The organism is Solwaraspora sp. WMMA2065 (assembly GCF_030345075.1).
GTDB lineage: Bacteria > Actinomycetota > Actinomycetes > Mycobacteriales > Micromonosporaceae > Micromonospora_E.
Genome location: NZ_CP128361.1, coordinates 2,114,004 through 2,130,701 on the forward strand (window position 1 = coordinate 2,114,004; position 16,698 = coordinate 2,130,701).

Consider the following 16,698-nt stretch of genomic DNA (forward strand, 5'->3'; position numbering starts at 1 on the left):
AAGCATCGCCCCGGGCCGGGCTGCCGGACGGACCGCGCCCTCATGCAAGTTCCACGAGTTCGAGCAGGTCGTCGCTCCACGCGTCCTCATCACCGTCGGGCAGGAGAATCGCCCGGTCTGGTTTGAGAGCCAGCACCGCACCCGGATCATGGGTCACCAGGACGATGGCGCCGGGATACCGGGCGATGGCATCGAGAACCTGTTCACGACTGACCGGATCCAGGTTGTTGGTCGGCTCGTCGAGCAGCAATACGTTCGCCCCCGAACAGACCAGCGTGGCCAACGCGAGCCGGGTCTTCTCCCCACCGGAGAGCACCCCGGCCGGCTTGTTCACGTCCTCACCGCTGAACAGGAACGCACCGAGAATCTTTCGCAGGTCGGTATCCGCCTGGTCGATCGCCGCACTGCGCATGTGGTCGAGCACCGAACGCTCGACGTCCAGGGTCTCGTGCTCCTGCGCGTAGTAGCCGATCCGCAGCCCGTGCCCGGGCCGCACCGCACCGGAATCCGGCTCGACCAGGCCACCGAGAATCCGCAGCAACGTCGTCTTGCCGGCACCGTTCAGCCCGAGGATCGCCACCCGGGAGCCACGGTCGACCGCCACGTCGACCCCGGAGAAGATCTCCAACGATCCGTACGACTTCGACAGCCCTGCCGCCGTCAACGGCGTCTTGCCGCACGGGGCCGGGCTGGGGAACCGGACCTTGGCCACCTTGTCGGCAACCCGCTCGTCCTCCAGACCGGCGAGCAGTTTCTCCGCTCGCCGGGCCATGTTCTGCGCAGCCACCGTCTTGGTGGCCTTGGCCCGCATCTTGTCGGCCTGGGCGAGCAGCGCACCGGCCTTCTTCTCGGCGTTCGCTCGTTCCCGGCGGCGGCGCCGCTCGTCGGTCTCCCGCTGCTGCTGGTACGCCGCCCAGCCGACGTTGTAGACGTCCACCACCGAGCGGGTGGCGTCGAGGAACCAGACCTTGTTGACCACCGCGTCCAGCAGGTCCACGTCGTGGCTGATCACCACCAGCCCGCCCTTGTGCCCGGCGAGGAAGCCACGCAGCCAGGTGATCGAGTCGGCGTCCAGGTGGTTGGTCGGCTCGTCGAGCAGCAGGATGCCGCCGCCGTTCTCGGCCGCGTCCCGGAACAGGATCCTGGCCAGCTCGATACGGCGGCGCTGACCGCCGGAGAGCGTCCCGATCGGCTGGCCCAGCACCCGGTCCGGCAGACCCAGGTTGGCGCAGATCCTGGCTGCCTCCGCCTCGGCGGCGTACCCGCCGAGGGAGGCGAACTGGTCCTCCAGCGTGCCGTAGCGACGGACCAGGCGCTCGTCGGTGCCGCCCTGCGCCAACTGCTGCTCGACTTCGTTCATCTGGGACATCAGCCGGTCCAGGCCGCGGGCCGACAGCACCCGGTCGCGAGCGGTCACGTTCAGGTCGCCGGTACGCGGATCCTGCGGAAGATATCCGACCGCGCTGCGCCGGTCGATCTGTCCGGTGTACGGCAGGCCCTCGCCGGCCAGCACCTTGAGGGTGGTGGTCTTGCCGGCACCGTTGCGGCCGACCAGGCCGATGCGGTCGCCGGGCTGCACCCGCAGGGTGGTGTCGGACAGCAGGATCCGCGAGCCCGCACGCAGTTCCAGGCCGGTAGCGGTGATCATTGGTAGCTCACTCCTGAGATCGGAAGCTGACTCGCGGACACGACAAAACGCCGACCGGACGTCCTGTCCGTCGGCGTGGGGCGGTTCAGCCTTCGCAGAGCAGCACGGCCCCATACTACCGGCGGCCGGCACCGCCACCCAGCCGGTTACCGGAGCCAAGATCGTCGACGGTGGTGGGTGAGTACGACGGCATCCGGTGATCCATCCACGACGGTGTCGCGGGACGCCGGCTGGCCAAGCGGTATGCGGCGCACCGCCGGCCCGGTGGACCGGCCTGACCGAATCGGGGAACTTGTCCGCCGACGGGGTGATGCACCACGCCGACCAGGGATGTTAGGCACATCAGGCGCGCGTAACGATCACTTGACTCCCTGGAGACGACACTCATGCTGCCCGGTGGGATGATGCCCATGACCCAGCTGATCGCGATGGTCCGCAGCACTTCGCCGCGACAGGCTGTCGGGCTGCTGGCAGCCATGCCGGCCGACCGCATCCCGGTGGCAGTTGCCGAGCTGACGACCACCGACCTGGTCCGGCTGCTACCGGCCGCCGGCGACGATCTGCGGTCCCGGTTGATCGGTCTGCTCAGCACCGATCAGGTGGCCGACCTGGCCCGAGCCATGCCGACCGCCGAGGCGGTGGCCATGCTCAATCGGCTTCCGGCCGAGCAGGTGCACGCGGTCGCCGACCGGCTGCCGCAACCCACCGTCGCTGCCCTGCTCACCGCGATGCCTGCGGACCGGCAGACCGACCTGCTGTCGGTGATGCGTCCGCAACAGGCGCATGCGGCCTGGGCCGGTACCTACCAACGGGAGGTGGCCGAGGCGCTCGCCCGGGCCAATGCCGAGGTGAGCATCCCGGCGAACGCCCCACCCGGAATCGTGCTGGTCCAGATCTTCGGCTGGCAGATCACCGTGGCCGCCCGCCGTGACGACGACGGACGGGTGGCGGTACGCGACGCCGAGGACGCGGCGTACCGCATGCGCGCCAACGCGGCGCTCGCGGTGACCGACTACCAGCCGGCCACCGACGTGCTGGACTACTGCGACGAGGCCCGCCGGCAGGGGCGCCCGATCAGCGCGGTCAGCTGGGTCGACGACCGGCACGACGGTTTCCTCAAACGGGCCCTGGTCAGTCTGGTGCACTGACCCGCCGAGCGCCGCCGGCCGGACTGGACGGCCGGCGGCGGCGCGGGTGCCGTCAGACGTTGAAGCCGAGCGCCCGCAACTGGTCCCGGCCCTCGTCAGTGATCTTGTCGGGCCCCCACGGCGGCATCCACACCCAGTTGATCCGGATGTCGGACACCAGTCCGCCACCGGGTCCAGTGGTCAACGCGGTACGGGCCTGCTCCTCGATCACGTCGGTCAGCGGGCAGGCCGCGCTGGTCAACGTCATGTCCAGGGTGGCCACGTTGTCATCGTCGACGTGTACGCCGTACACCAGGCCGAGATCGACCACATTGATGCCCAGCTCCGGGTCGACGACGTCCTTCATCGCCTCCTCGATGTCGGCGATCGCCGGCTGGCCGACGGTCGCTGCGGCGGCCGTACCGCCGTCGGTGGGCTCCGTCGCCTGTGTCGCCCCGGTCATGGTCTCTTCGGCACTCACTGCTTCACCTCCGGGCTCGCGCCCACACCGGCGCGTGCCGCGGCGTCCTTGAAGGCCATCCACGGCAGCAACGCACACTTCACCCGGGCCGGATAGCGCGCCACACCGGCGAACGCCACCCCGTCACCCAGCACATCCTCGTCCGGCTCGACCTCGCCGCGGCCGGACACCAGCGCGACGAAGGCACCGTGCACCGCGAACGCCTCGTCCACCGGCCGACCGTCGACCAACTCGTACAGCACGCTCGCCGACGCCTGGCTGATCGAACAACCCTGACCGTCGTGCGACACCCCGAGCCGGGTGTCCGCACCCAGACTCACCCGTACGGTGATCTCGTCGCCGCAGGTCGGGTTGACGTGATGCGCCTCCGCCGCGTACGGCTCGCGTAGACCACGCCCCTGCGGACGCTTGTAGTGGTCCAGGATGATCTCCTGGTACAGCTGGTCGAGCTCCATCAGCCGAAGACCTTCCGCGCCTTCTCCAGACCATGCACCAGCGCGTCGACCTCGCCGGTCGTGGTGTAGAGGTAGAACGAGGCCCGGGTGGTCGCCGGGACGCCGTAGCGCACGCAGACCGGCCGGGCGCAGTGGTGGCCGACCCGTACCTGCACCCCCTGGGCGTCCAGGATCTGACCCACGTCGTGCGGGTGGATCCCGTCCACCGCGAACGAGACCGTGCCACCCCGCCCGTCTGGTCCGGGCGGGCCGACGATCCGCAGCCCCGGCACGGTGGCCAGCGCCTCCAGGGCGTACCCGGTGATCCGCTGCTCGTGCGCGGCGACCGCCGGCATGCCCAGCCCGGCGAGGTAGTCGACGGCGGCACCGAGGCCGACCGCCTGGGCGATCGGCGGGGTGCCGGCCTCGAACCGGGCCGGCGGGGCGGCAAACGTGGACCCGCTCATCGCCACCGTCTCGATCATCGAGCCGCCGCCGAGCACCGGCGGCATCGCGGCGAGCAGCGCGGCGCGGCCCCACAGCACCCCGATCCCGGTCGGTCCGCACATCTTGTGCCCGGTGAAGACGATGAAGTCGGCATCCAGCGCGACGACGTCGACCGGACGGTGCGGCACCGACTGCGAGCAGTCCAGCAGCAGCAGCGCACCGACCTCGCGGACCCGCCGGGTGATCGCGGTGAGGTCGTTGACCGTGCCGAGGATGTTCGACATGTGCACCAGGGAGACCAGTTTGGTCCGCTCGGTGACCAACTCGTCCAGCTGCGACTCGTCCAGCCGACCGTCCTCGGTCAGCCCGAACCAGCGCAGTGTGGCACCGGTGCGTTCGCAGAGCAGCTGCCACGGCACGATGTTCGAGTGGTGCTCCATCTCGGAGATCACCACCTCGTCACCTGGGCCGAGCCGGAACCGGGGGTCGGCCCCGATCGCGGCGCCCGTCGAGGCGTTGGAGAACGCGTACGCGACCAGGTTGATCGCTTCGGTGGAGTTCTTGGTGAAGACCACCTCGTCCGGGCTGCCCGCGTTGACGAACGCGGCCAGCTTGGCCCGGGCGCCCTCGTACGCCTCGGTGGACTCGGTGCCGAGGGTGTGCACCGAGCGGGCGACGTTGGCGTTGTGCGACTGGTAGAAGTCGGTCAGCGCGTCGAGCACCTGGCGCGGCTTGTGCGAGGTGTTGGCGCTGTCCAGATAGACCAGCGGATGCCCGTTGACTTCCCGACCGAGGATCGGAAAGTCGGCCCGGACGGCCGCGACGTCCAGAGCGGACGGACCGCCCGGCGCCGGTGTGTCCCGGGGGATGGCTATGGTGCTCATCGGCTCGACGCCGCCCTTCTGCACACAGGGTGGTAGTGGATCTCAGGCCGACGCCGCGCCGGCACCCGCGACGTACCGCTCGTAACCTTCGGCTTCCAGCTTCTCCGCCAGCTCCGGGCCGCCCTCCTCGACGATGCGTCCGCCGACGAAGACATGCACGAAGTCCGGCTTGATGTAGCGCAGGATCCGGGTGTAGTGGGTGATCAGCAGCAGGCCGGTCTCCCCGGTGGAGCGAACCCGGTTCACCCCTTCGCTGACCACCCGCAGGGCGTCGATGTCGAGCCCGGAGTCGGTCTCGTCGAGGATGGCCATCTTCGGCTTGAGCAGCTCCAGCTGCACAATCTCGTGCCGCTTTTTCTCGCCACCGGAGAAGCCCTCGTTGACGTTGCGCTGCGCGAACGCCGGGTCCATCTGCAGCCGCTCCATGGCCCCACGCAGCTCGCCGGCCCAGGTACGCAGCTTCGGCGCGGCACCGTCGACGGCGGTCTTGGCGGTACGCAGGAAGTTCGCCACCGAGACGCCGGGCACCTCCACCGGGTACTGCATGGCGAGGAACAGTCCGGCACGGGCCCGCTCGTCGACCGACATGGCCAGTACGTCCGCACCGTCGAGCAGCACCTCCCCGCCGGTGATCTCGTACTTGGGGTGCCCGGCGATCGAGTACGCCAGGGTCGACTTGCCGGAGCCGTTCGGGCCCATGATGGCGTGTGTCTCCCCCGACCGGATGGTCAGCGTCACCCCGGCCAGGATCGGCTTGAGCTCGCCTTCCGGCAGCTTGACCGAAACCTGCAGGTCGCGGATATCCAGAACGCTCATGGTGCGGTCACTCCATTGCTCGGCGTCAGACTGACGTAGATGTCGCCGTCGCGGATCTCGACGGGGAAGACGGGTACGGGTTCGGTGGCGGGCAGCCCGGTCGGCTCGCCGGTGCGCAGATCGAAACGCGAACCGTGCAGCCAGCACTCCAACGTGCAGCCGTCCACCTCGCCTTCGGAGAGGGCGACCGCGGCGTGCGAGCACTCGTCGTACACCGCGTGGAAGGAGTCCTCGTCGGTGTGCACCAGGGCGATCTGCGTACCGTCGATGTCGGCGCTGACCGCCGTACCCTTCGGGATCTCGGTGGTGGCGCAGACCCGGATCAGGTCGGACATGCTCAGCGGGTCCTCTCGGTGACCGCACCGGGCTGGCCGGGCACGGTCGGTGGTGCCGCCACGTCGGCGGTGCGCGGCGCGGCCGCGCCGGCCTCGACGCGGCGCAGCCGCTGCTCGATCGCGTCGCCGAGCCGGTCGCGCAGCTCGGCCACCGGGATCTTGTCGACCAGCTCGGCGAAGAACCCGCGGACCACCAGCTTGCGCGCCTCGGCCTCTGGAATGCCCCGGGCCATCAGGTAGAACAGCTGCTCGTCGTCGAACCGGCCGGTGGCGCTGGCGTGCCCGGCCCCGGCCACCTCTCCGGTCTCGATCTCCAGGTTGGGCACCGAGTCGGCCCGGGCGCCGTCGGTCAGCACCAGGTTCCGGTTGATCTCGTACGTGTCGGTGCCGGTGGCCTCGGCGCGGATCAGTACGTCGCCGACCCAGACGGTGTGCGCGCTGTCGCCCTGCAGCGCCCCCCGGTAGCCGACGTTGCTGCGGCAGTCCGGCACGGTGTGGTCCACCATCTGCCGGTGCTCCAGGTGCTGGCCGGCGTCGGCGAAGTAGAGCCCGAACAGCTCGGCGTCGCCGCCCCGGCCGGTGTACTCGACGCTGGTGAACTGGCGTACCAGGTCGCCGCCGAGGGTGACCTGGATGTGCGTGACCCGGGCGTCGCGGCCGAGCCGGAACTTCAGATGCTGCGCCTGCACCGCGTCGGGTGCCCAGTCGGCGACGGTGACCAGGGTCAGCGTCGCGCCGTCGCCGACGATCACCTCGACGTTGTCGGCCAGAGTGGTCGAGCCGACCTGGTCGAACACCAGGGTCGCCTCGGCGAACCGTCCGACGTCGACCAGGGTGTGCCCGTACGCGATCTGGTCCGCCCCGGTGCCGAGCACCCGGACCACCGCCGGCTCGGCCGGGGTGGCTTCCGGTGCCACCTCCACCAGCAGGACCTCGGCGCAGCCGGTGTAGGCCAGGGCGCTGATCCGGTCGAACGGGGTCAGCACGCCGCCGACCCGTCGGTCGGTGCGGTCGACCTGGCCCGCAGTCACCCCGGCGGGCAGGTCGGCGTACTCGTACCGGACCGAGCCGCTGGCGGCCGGAGTGCCGGTGGCCAGCCCCCGCATTCGCTTGAGCGGGGTGAAGCGCCACTCCTCCTCCAGGCCGGTCAGGGCCGGGAAGTCGGCGACATCGTAGGAGCGCAACGCCTGCGACTTGGTCTTCGGCGGCGCGGAGGCCTGAATAGTCATCTCTTCCTGTTCTCGGCGGTGTCGGTGGGGCGGTGTCTCGGGCGGGTCAGCCGACCGCGCCCTCCATCTGCAGCTCGATCAGCCGGTTCAGCTCGAGGGCGTACTCCATCGGGAGTTCCTTGGCGATCGGCTCGATGAAGCCCCGGACGATCATGGCCATCGCCTCGTCCTCGCTCAGACCCCGGCTCATCAGGTAGAACAGTTGGTCGTCGCTGACCTTGGAGACGGTCGCCTCGTGCCCCATCGCGACGTCGTCCTCGCGGATGTCGACGTAGGGGTAGGTGTCCGACCGGGAGATCGCGTCGACCAGCAGCGCGTCGCACTTCACCGTCGACCGGCTGTGCTGCGAGCCCTCCAGCACCTGGACCAGCCCACGGTAGGAGGTCCGGCCGCCGCCGCGGGCGATGGACTTGGAGACGATCGTGGAGGAGGTGTGCGGTGCCGCGTGCACCATCTTCGCGCCGGCGTCCTGGTGCTGCCCCTCGCCGGCCATCGCCACCGAGAGCACCTCGCCCTTGGCGTGCTCACCGGTCATGAACACGGCCGGGTACTTCATGGTGACCTTGGAACCGATGTTGCCGTCGATCCACTCCATGGTGGCGCCGGCGTGGCAGACGGCCCGCTTGGTGACCAGGTTGTAGACGTTGTTCGACCAGTTCTGGATGGTCGTGTAGCGGCACCGGGCGTTCTTCTTCACCACGATCTCGACCACCGCGCTGTGCAGCGAGTCGGAGGAGTAGATCGGCGCGGTGCAGCCCTCGACGTAGTGCACGTAGGCACCCTCGTCGACGATGATCAGGGTCCGCTCGAACTGGCCCATGTTCTCCGTGTTGATCCGGAAGTAGGCCTGCAGCGGGATCTCCACGTGCACACCCTTCGGCACGTAGATGAACGATCCACCGGACCAGACCGAAGTGTTCAGCGCGGCGAACTTGTTGTCGCCGACCGGGATCACGGTGCCGAAGTACTCCTTGAAGATGTCCTCGTGCTCGCGCAGCGCGGTGTCGGTGTCGAGGAACACCACACCCTGCTCCTCCAGGTCCTCACGGATCTTGTGGTAGACCACCTCGGACTCGTACTGGGCCGCGACGCCGGCGATCAGCCGCTGCTTCTCCGCCTCCGGGATGCCCAGCTTGTCGTAGGTGTTCTTGATCTCCTCGGGCAGGTCCTCCCAGCTGGCGGCCTGCTTCTCGGTGGAGCGGACGAAGTACTTGATGTTGTCGAAGTCGATCCCGGTGAGGTCGGCGCCCCAGGCCGGCATGGGCTTGCGGCCGAACAGCCGCAGCCCTTTGAGTCGCAGGTCGAGCATCCACTGCGGCTCGTTCTTCTTGGCGGAGATGTCACGCACCACCGCCTCGTTGAGCCCGCGCTGGGCGGCAGCGCCGGCCACGTCGCGGTCGGCCCAGCCGTACTCGTACCGGCCGAGGGCCGCGAGGTGCTCCTCCTGGGAGATGGGCGCGACGGTCTGCTCGGTCATCTATCTGTCCTCACAGTGCTGGTGACGTGGTCGGTGGAAACATCGATGGCAACGGTCGGGGCGCCGCCGGCCCGTCTCGGGTCCGGAATGTGCGTGGTGCACACCCCGTCGCCGTGAGCGATGGTGGCCAGCCGCTGCACATGGGTGCCGATCAGGCGGGAGATCACCGCGGTCTCAGCCTCGCACAGCTGTGGAAACTCGGCAGCCACATGGGCCACGGGACAGTGATGCTGGCACAACTGCCCCCCGGAGGCGATGGTGGACGCGTTGGCAGCGTAGCCCTCGGCGCTGAGTGCGGCGGCGAGGGCCTCCGCGCGGGCGATCGGGTCCGCACCGGCATCGTCGATCGCCGCCCGGCACCGCGCCTCCAGCCCGGCGACCTGAGCCGCCGCGAACGCCTCCAGCTCCGCCTCGCCGCCGTGACCGGCGATCCAGCGCAGCGCGGCGGCGGCCATGCTGTCGTAGCGGTAGCGCCCGTGCCGGGACCGGGCGTCGTCGCTGAGCCGGAAGACCTTGGCCGGCCGACCGCGTCGCCGGCGGGCCCGGGTGACCGCGTCCCGGGTCACCACGTCGCCGTCGGCGAGCATCGCGTCCAGGTGGCGGCGGATCGCCGCCGGGCTCAGCCCGAGCTCATCACCGAGCTGAGCGGCGGTCGCCGCCCCCCGCTCCAGCAGCAGCCCGACCAGGCGGTCCCGGGTACGCCCGTCCGGGCCGGCGGCGACCGCACCGGTCGCCGACCCGCCCTCCGGGAGGCCCACCCTGTTTTTCACTACGCCAACGTTACGTATTTCAGCGGTCGGCCGCAAACGCGCCTCCGGGTGATCCACCGCACCGAGCGTGACCGCCACCGGGACCAGCACGGCGAGGCCTTGCCGCAGTCGGCTGGCGGCACCGCAGGGCTGCGGTACCGGCGGCACCGCACGGCTGTGGTATCCGCCATATCGGTACGATTGCCGCCGTGCCCGTCTCCCCGTCCGGTCGGCTGACCGCCGGCCCCGCCCTGCTCCGGCGGCTCGCGCTCGCCTCCTTGGTGGCCAACGTCGCGATCGTGCTGACCGGGGGCGGCGTGCGGCTCACCGGGTCCGGGCTCGGCTGCCCGACCTGGCCGCGCTGCACCGACGACTCCTACGTCACCACGCCGGAGATGGGCGTGCTCGGCATCATCGAGTTCGGCAACCGGGTCCTCGGCATCCTGGTCGGCATGATCGCGCTCGCCACCCTGCTGGCGGTGCTGCGGTCCCGGCCACGCCGGTTGGACCTGCGCGGACCGGCCCTCGGCGTACTGGGACTGGTGATCCTGCAGGGCCTGATCGGCGGGGTCAGCGTCCGGGTGCAGCTCAACCCCTGGGTGGTGGCGCTGCACTTCATGCTGTCGATGGTCACCATCGCGGTGGCGTACGGGTTGTGGCAACGGGTACGCGTCGGCGGCCGCACCAACCGAGACGTGGTGGCCCGGCCGCTGCGCCAGTTGGCCTTCGTGATCACCGCCGTGAGCTTCGGGGTGCTGGTACTCGGCACCGTGGTGACCGGCAGCGGCCCGCACGCCGGCGACCCGGACGCCGGGCGCACCGGGCTGGACCCGCAGGCCATGTCCCAGCTGCACGCTGACTCGGTCGCCCTGCTGATCGGGTTGTCGGTCGCCTGGTGGTTCGCGTTGCGCGCGGTCGGCGCACCCCGACCGGCGGTACGCGCGGCGGCCGTGCTCGTCGTCGTGGAGCTCGCCCAGGGACTGATCGGCGTGGTCCAGTACCTCACCGACCTGCCGGTCGCGCTGGTCAGCGCGCACATGCTCGGCGCGTGTCTGGTGTGGCTGGCCACCCTCGGCGCGCTCTGGTCGACCCGGACCCGGGAGCCGACCGGGCCGCAATCAGCTGCTACCAGGGTGGTTTCCGACGACGGCAACGAACGCCCCCTGGTCGGAGCGCAACCGTAAGGTCACCAACCGTTGAAGACGGTTGAAAACGGCAGACCTATCCCCATAGCGGAGAGTACCGGTGAGGCTACGCCTGTGCCGGGGCACAACCACCGGCACGACGAACCGGGCGCGGCAGTGACGGTCCCCCCGTGCCGTGGCTGCCGCGCCCCTGGTCGGTTCCCTGCCTGGACCAGACCCGCGTAGCGGCACCCCGGACGATCCTCCGTCACCGCACGCGCACTCCCGCGTTTTCCTGACTGACCACTTTCGGAGCTCCCGCGTGTCTACCTTCCGTACGAGCCGGTCCGGCACCGTCGCCGCGACGTTGGCCCGGTCCCGCCTGGGCGTACCCCAGGTGTTGTTCTTCGTTCTCGCCGCCGCCGCGCCGCTGACCGTGGTGGCCGGCGGCGCCAGCACCGGCTATGCCGTCACCGGCACCACCGCGGTGCCGGTCGCCTACCTGCTCATCGCGGTGGTGATGGCGGTCTTCGCCGTCGGCTACGTGGCGATGAGCCGGCACGTCGTCAACGCCGGCGCGATGTACAGCTACGTCGCGCACGGTCTCGGCCGGATCCCCGGCATCGCGGCGGCGTTCGTCGCCGTCGTCGCGTACAACGCGATGCAGATCGGGCTGTACGGCGCTTTCGGCGTGGTTGCCGCCGAGGTACTCGCCGTCGCCGGTGCCACCGTGCCGTGGTGGCTCTGCGCGCTGGCCGGCTGGGCCCTGGTGACCGTACTCGGCCTGGCCCGCGTCGACCTCAACGGCCGGATCCTGGCTGGCCTGCTGCTGGCCGAGCTCGCGGTCATCATCGGCTACAGCATCGTCATGGTCGGCCACCCCGCCGACGGTGCCGCCGTCGCGGGTCTCGACCCCCGCCAGCTGCTCACCCCAGGGGTGGCGGCGATGCTGGTCGGCGGCATAGCCGGTTTCGTCGGTGTCGAGGCCGGCACGGTGTTCGCCGAGGAGACCCGTGATCCGCGTCGTACGGTCGCCCGGGCCACCTACTTCGCGGTGACGATCGCCGGAGTGTGCTACGCGGGTTCCGCCTGGGCGATGGCGGTGGCGGCCGGCCCGAACGACGTCGTCGCCCAAGCCCGCGAGTACGGCACCGAACTGATGTTCGTGCTGGTCGACCCGCACATCGGCACGACGCTCGTGGACGCCGGCCGGTTGTTGTTCCTGACCAGCCTGTTCGCCGCGCTGCTCGCGTTCCACAACACCGTTGCCCGGTACCTGTTCGCCCTCGGGCGGGAACGGGTGCTGCCGGCGGCGCTCGGCCGGACGAACCGGCGGACCGGCGCGCCGAAGCTCGGCTCGCTGGTGCAGAGCGGGCTCGCCGTCGCGGTGATCGTGGGGTACGCGGCGACCGGGCTGGATCCCATCACCCACCTGTTCTTCTGGGTGACCGTCACCGGTGGGCTCGGCGTGCTGATCCTGATGACCGTGACCTCACTCGCGGTGATCGGCTACTTCCGCCGCGACCCGCGTGGCGAGTCGGCCTGGCGACGACTGGTCGCGCCGGGCGCGGCCACCGGCGCGCTCGGGCTGATCCTCGTCGGCACCGTCACCAGCTTCGGTGACCTGCTCGGCATCGGCGCGTCCCCGCTGCGCTGGTGGTTCCCGGCCGGGTACGCCCTGGCCGCGCTGGCCGGCGTCGGTTGGGCGCTCTGGCTGCGTACCAGGCGTCCGCAGACGTACCGGACGATCGGCTGGGGCGCCGACAGCGGCACCGCCCAACCGGTGCCGCCGGCACCCGTCCGGCCGTCGGCCCGCGTCTAACCGCTGTCCAGCTGGATGTCCAGCCGCGGTTGCGGCGGCGGACAACGAGCGAGACCCGGGCGGTACGCCCGGGTCTCGCTCGGCTCTGTTCCTCCAGCTGACAGACCGCTCGTCCAGTCACGCAACTGGTCGTCGTTCGTTGTGCAGGACGGGAAAGGGCTGGTCAGCGCGCCAGACTGCGACGCGACATCGACCGCCACAGGTCGTTGCTGGGCCGCATCTGATCCATCAGCTCCCGCTCCCACTCGTTCTCGATCTCGACCCCCGCCTTGAGGCAGGCGGCGCGGGCCACGTCGGTGCCGTCAGCGAACTGGTCGCCCCAGGCGCCGTCCTCCCCCACCAGGACGATCCGTGCGCCACGCTTGCCGACATACTCGATGACCGCCTTCGCGCCGCCGTGGCCAGCGGCGAAGGACCGGATGCCGGCGACCAGACCAGAGGGGGCGTCCCCCGGGACGGATTCGGTCGCCAGCGTCGTATCGGAACCATCTGCCATACGCGAAGCGTAAGCAGAGCGACGACCTTTCGCCGATCAGATGTCGGCTTTTTGTGACTCCAATCATCCGTGGGTTTAAGAAGTCCCACAGATGATTGATGGTGATTTCAGTGTCCAAAAAGGGACAAATTCCAGCACGAAAAGCGGCAAACGCGACAGAAGTTTCGAGACCTGGACGGGACGGGACCCCGGCGTCAGACCAGCGCGTCCAACGCCACAGCAACGAAGAGCACCGTGAGGTAGGTCGTCGACCAGTGGAACAGCCGCATCGGCTGGACCGGCAGACCACGCCCGGACCGGCGCTGCAGCCGGTGAGCCTCCAACAGGAAGACGACCCCGACCACCACCGCCGGGACCGCGTAGATCAATGACATGCCCAACGGCCAGACCAGCACCGACGACCCGACCGTCAACCAACTGAACAGTACGATCTCCACGCCGACCCGACGTTCGGAGGCCACCACCGGCAGCATCGGGATCCCGGCCCGCGCGTAGTCCACCTTGTACTTGATCGCCAACGCGTAGAAGTGCGGCAGCTGCCAGAAGAACACCACGGCGAACAGTGCCCAGGCCACCGGGGCCAGGCCGCCGGTCACCGCCGCCCAGCCGATCAGCACCGGAGCGGCGCCGCAGACACCACCCCAGAACGTGTTCTGTGGCGTCGTACGCTTCAACCACAGCGTGTAGACGAGGTCGTAGTAGGCGATCGCCGCCAGGGTCAGCCCGGTGGCGAGCCAGTTGGTGAAGACCGCCATCAGCGCCACCGAGCTCACCGCGAGCACCAACCCGAAGATCAGCGCGTGCCTGGGGCTGACCACGTGGTTCGGCAGCGGCCGACGCTTCGTCCGGCGCATCAGCTGGTCGATGTCCCGGTCGATGAAGCAGTTCAACGCGTTCGCCGCACCGGCGGCCAGGGTGCCGCCGACCAGCACCACCGCCACCAGCCCGAGCGACGGCAGGCCACCGGCCGCGACCATCATCGTCGGTACGGTCGTGACCAGCAGCAGCTCGATGATCCGCGGCTTGGTGAGCGACACGTATGCCCGGACCACAGCCAGCAGGTCGGGCACGGCCACCGGCCCTGGGTCCGCCGCTGTGCCGGGCACCTGGTCCGCTTCGGCGACGGACCTGACCCGCGCCCGGTCATGGGCGGGGCGCTCGGTGACCATGCTCACGGGCTGCACCTTCCGGCGTCGGCGGCGGGTGACCTTCAACTGGCGGCGACCTGCGGGCCGACGCGCCTCCGACAGCGTACGCGCAGGTATTTTGCCTGCCCGGCCGACCCGTCACCGGTGCTCGTCGTCACACTCGGCAGGCTTTTCACCGGCCACGATGCGTATCCCCCGGTGCCCGATCGTCGGGTCCGACGATCGGGCACGACCCTGGACGACCATCCGGTTGTCGAGATCGGCGGGCGCACCGTGAACCCTGCTCGATAGGGTCGTGACGAGGGTTCCGCCTACCTGCTGGACGAGGAGCACACCCACCGTGGCTGCAACACCAACCGATGCCCCCCTGAACTGGTCCGACCTCGACCGCCGCGCGGTCGACACCGCACGCGTGCTGGCCGCCGACGCCGTAGAGAAATCCGGCAACGGCCATCCGGGCACCGCGATGAGCCTCGCTCCCGCGGCGTACCTGCTGTTCAACCGGGTCATGCGGCACGACCCGAGCGACCCGGGCTGGGCCGGCCGGGACCGGTTCGTCCTCTCCGCCGGGCACTCCAGTCTCACCCTGTACATCCAACTCTTCTTCTCCGGTTACGGGCTGAGCCTGGACGACCTCAAGGCGTTGCGGCAATGGGGATCGCTGACCCCTGGACACCCGGAGCACGGCCACACCCGGGGAGTGGAGACCACCACCGGTCCGCTCGGCCAAGGGCTGGCCAACGGGGTCGGCATGGCGATGGCCGCCCGCCGGGAACGCGGACTGCTCGACCCGGACGCCGCGCCCGGCGAGTCGGTCTTCGACCACAACATCTGGGTGATCGCCTCCGACGGTGACATCGAAGAGGGCATCACCCACGAGGCCAGCGCCCTGGCCGGGCACCAGAAGCTCGGCAACCTGACCGTCGTCTACGACGACAACCAGATCTCCATCGAGGACGACACCCGGATCGCGCTCAGCGAGGACGTCGCCGCCCGGTACGCCGCGTACGGCTGGCACGTGCAGACCGTCGACTGGCGGGCGGGCGCGGCCGGCGACGGCGAGTACCACGAGGACGTCGAGGCGCTGTACGCGGCGCTGACCGCCGCCCGTGCGGAGACCGACCGCCCGTCGTTCATCGCGCTGCGCACCATCATCGGCTGGCCGGCACCGAAGAAGCAGAACACCGGCAAGATCCACGGCTCGGCGCTCGGCGCCGACGAGGTCGCCGCCACCAAGGAGATCCTCGGCCTCGACCCCAACCAGCACTTCGCGGTCGACGACAAGGTCCTCGCCCACATCCGCGAGGTGCTCGACCGGGGCCGGCAGGCACACGCCAAGTGGACCGAGAAGTACGACGCCTGGGCGCAGGCCAACCCGGAGCGCAAGGCGCTGCACGACCGGCTCGCCACCCGTACCCTGCCGACCGGCTGGACCGACGCGCTGCCGGACTGGCCGGCGGACCCCAAGGGGGTCGCCACCCGGGCCGCCTCGGGCAAGGTGCTGACCGCGCTCGCCGCCGAGCTGCCGGAGCTGTGGGGCGGCTCGGCCGACCTGGCGGAGAGCAACAACACCACGATGAAGGGCGAGCCGTCGTTCGTCCCGGCCGAGTACGCCACCAAGGAGTTCCCCGGCCATGAGTACGGCCGCACCCTGCACTTCGGCATCCGCGAACACGCCATGGGGGCGATCCTCAACGGCATCGCGCTGCACGGCGGCACCCGCCCGTACGGCGGCACGTTCCTGGTGTTCAGCGACTACATGCGCCCGGCGGTGCGGCTGGCCGCGCTGATGAAACTCCCGGTGGTCTACGTCTGGACGCACGACTCGATCGGGCTCGGCGAGGACGGCCCCACCCACCAGCCGATCGAGCACCTGTCGGCGCTGCGGGCCATCCCCGGACTGGACGTGGTCCGCCCGGCCGACGCCAACGAGACCGCCTGGGCGTGGCGGGTCGCCCTGGAGCACACCGACCGGCCCACCGCGCTGGCGCTGACCCGGCAGGCGGTGCCGGTCATCGACCGGGGCACCTACGCCTCGGCCGAAGGGGTCCGCAAGGGCGGCTACGTGCTGGCTGACGCCGGCAACGCCCAACCGCAGGTGATCCTGATGGGCTCGGGGTCCGAGGTGCAACTGCTGCTCACCGCCCGGGAACGCCTCGAAGCCGAAGGCGTCGCCACCCGGGTCGTCTCGATGCCGTGCCAGGAATGGTTCACCGAGCAGGACGAGGCATACCGCGAATCGGTGCTGCCGCGCGGGGTCAAGGCCCGGGTCAGCGTCGAGGCCGGCATCGGCATGTCCTGGCGTGGCCTGGTCGGCGACTGCGGCGAGTCGGTCAGCATTGAACACTACGGGGCCAGCGCCCCGTACCAGGTGCTGTTCGAGCAGTTCGGCTTCACCGCCGACGCCGTGGTCGCGGCGGCGCACGCGTCGCTGACCCGGGTCGGCGCCATCACCGGCACCACCACCGGAAACTGAGGAGG

The 16,698-nt window shown here is 70.2% G+C and carries 15 protein-coding genes; 4 read left to right on the forward strand and 11 right to left on the reverse strand.

What is annotated here, in order from left to right:
• Positions 1 to 40: 40 nt before the first annotated feature.
• Entirely contained in the window at positions 41 to 1,648 is a 1,608-nt protein-coding gene (locus O7610_RS09570) for an ABC-F family ATP-binding cassette domain-containing protein (RefSeq protein WP_281550391.1), read from the reverse strand.
• A 410-nt stretch (positions 1,649 to 2,058) separates the two neighbouring features.
• Here O7610_RS09570 and O7610_RS09575 point away from each other — a divergent pair, with 410 nt between their 5' ends.
• On the forward strand, positions 2,059 to 2,796 hold the full coding sequence (locus O7610_RS09575) for a magnesium transporter MgtE N-terminal domain-containing protein (RefSeq protein ID WP_289213086.1): 738 nt from the start codon (positions 2,059 to 2,061) through the stop codon (positions 2,794 to 2,796).
• A 52-nt stretch (positions 2,797 to 2,848) separates the two neighbouring features.
• Here the strand turns inward: O7610_RS09575 and O7610_RS09580 are convergent, their stop codons facing one another.
• The 8 genes from O7610_RS09580 to O7610_RS09615 are packed head-to-tail and all read right to left on the reverse strand — an operon-like array spanning position 2,849 to position 9,648.
• Positions 2,849 to 3,238: a metal-sulfur cluster assembly factor gene (locus tag O7610_RS09580; RefSeq protein WP_281555613.1), complete on the reverse strand. Its 390-nt coding sequence runs from the start codon at positions 3,236 to 3,238 to the stop codon at positions 2,849 to 2,851.
• A gap of 14 nt (positions 3,239 to 3,252) precedes the next feature.
• Positions 3,253 to 3,711, reverse strand: coding sequence for a Fe-S cluster assembly sulfur transfer protein SufU (gene sufU, locus O7610_RS09585; protein ID WP_281550393.1), 459 nt, complete (start codon positions 3,709 to 3,711; stop codon positions 3,253 to 3,255).
• Positions 3,711 to 5,021, reverse strand: coding sequence for a cysteine desulfurase (locus O7610_RS09590; RefSeq protein ID WP_289213087.1), 1,311 nt, complete (start codon positions 5,019 to 5,021; stop codon positions 3,711 to 3,713). Before O7610_RS09590 ends, sufU begins: the two co-directional genes overlap by 1 nt.
• 42 nt (positions 5,022 to 5,063) lie before the next feature.
• Positions 5,064 to 5,837, reverse strand: coding sequence for a Fe-S cluster assembly ATPase SufC (gene sufC, locus O7610_RS09595; RefSeq protein WP_281550395.1), 774 nt, complete (start codon positions 5,835 to 5,837; stop codon positions 5,064 to 5,066).
• Positions 5,834 to 6,163 (reverse strand): non-heme iron oxygenase ferredoxin subunit, encoded by a 330-nt coding sequence (locus O7610_RS09600; RefSeq protein WP_289213594.1) that lies wholly within the window; start codon positions 6,161 to 6,163, stop codon positions 5,834 to 5,836. The genes sufC and O7610_RS09600 overlap by 4 nt, the downstream gene beginning before the upstream one ends.
• Before the next feature lie 11 nt (positions 6,164 to 6,174).
• Entirely contained in the window at positions 6,175 to 7,401 is a 1,227-nt protein-coding gene (sufD, locus tag O7610_RS09605) for a Fe-S cluster assembly protein SufD (RefSeq protein WP_281550396.1), read from the reverse strand.
• A 46-nt stretch (positions 7,402 to 7,447) separates the two neighbouring features.
• Positions 7,448 to 8,878: a Fe-S cluster assembly protein SufB gene (sufB, locus tag O7610_RS09610; protein ID WP_281550397.1), complete on the reverse strand. Its 1,431-nt coding sequence runs from the start codon at positions 8,876 to 8,878 to the stop codon at positions 7,448 to 7,450.
• Positions 8,875 to 9,648, reverse strand: coding sequence for a helix-turn-helix transcriptional regulator (locus O7610_RS09615; RefSeq protein ID WP_475054467.1), 774 nt, complete (start codon positions 9,646 to 9,648; stop codon positions 8,875 to 8,877). Before O7610_RS09615 ends, sufB begins: the two co-directional genes overlap by 4 nt.
• A gap of 188 nt (positions 9,649 to 9,836) precedes the next feature.
• Between O7610_RS09615 and O7610_RS09620 the strand changes: the two genes are divergently transcribed.
• The gene (locus O7610_RS09620) at positions 9,837 to 10,811 is read left to right on the forward strand and encodes a COX15/CtaA family protein (protein WP_281550398.1); all 975 of its coding nucleotides are present in this window, start codon (positions 9,837 to 9,839) and stop codon (positions 10,809 to 10,811) included.
• A gap of 262 nt (positions 10,812 to 11,073) precedes the next feature.
• Complete coding sequence (locus O7610_RS09625; RefSeq protein ID WP_281550399.1) at positions 11,074 to 12,573, forward strand: APC family permease; 1,500 nt, start codon at positions 11,074 to 11,076, stop codon at positions 12,571 to 12,573.
• Positions 12,574 to 12,736: 163 nt separating this feature from the next.
• On the opposite strand, the gene O7610_RS09630 is transcribed toward O7610_RS09625, so the two are convergent.
• On the reverse strand, positions 12,737 to 13,069 hold the full coding sequence (locus O7610_RS09630) for a hypothetical protein (RefSeq protein ID WP_123602407.1): 333 nt from the start codon (positions 13,067 to 13,069) through the stop codon (positions 12,737 to 12,739).
• Between the two features lie 194 nt (positions 13,070 to 13,263).
• Positions 13,264 to 14,244: a heme o synthase gene (locus tag O7610_RS09635; protein WP_281550400.1), complete on the reverse strand. Its 981-nt coding sequence runs from the start codon at positions 14,242 to 14,244 to the stop codon at positions 13,264 to 13,266.
• Positions 14,245 to 14,557: 313 nt separating this feature from the next.
• Between O7610_RS09635 and tkt the strand changes: the two genes are divergently transcribed.
• Positions 14,558 to 16,693 carry a transketolase gene (tkt, locus tag O7610_RS09640; protein ID WP_281550401.1) on the forward strand — a complete coding sequence of 712 codons (2,136 nt, stop codon included), beginning with the start codon at positions 14,558 to 14,560 and terminating at the stop codon, positions 16,691 to 16,693.
• Positions 16,694 to 16,698 lie beyond the last annotated feature (5 nt).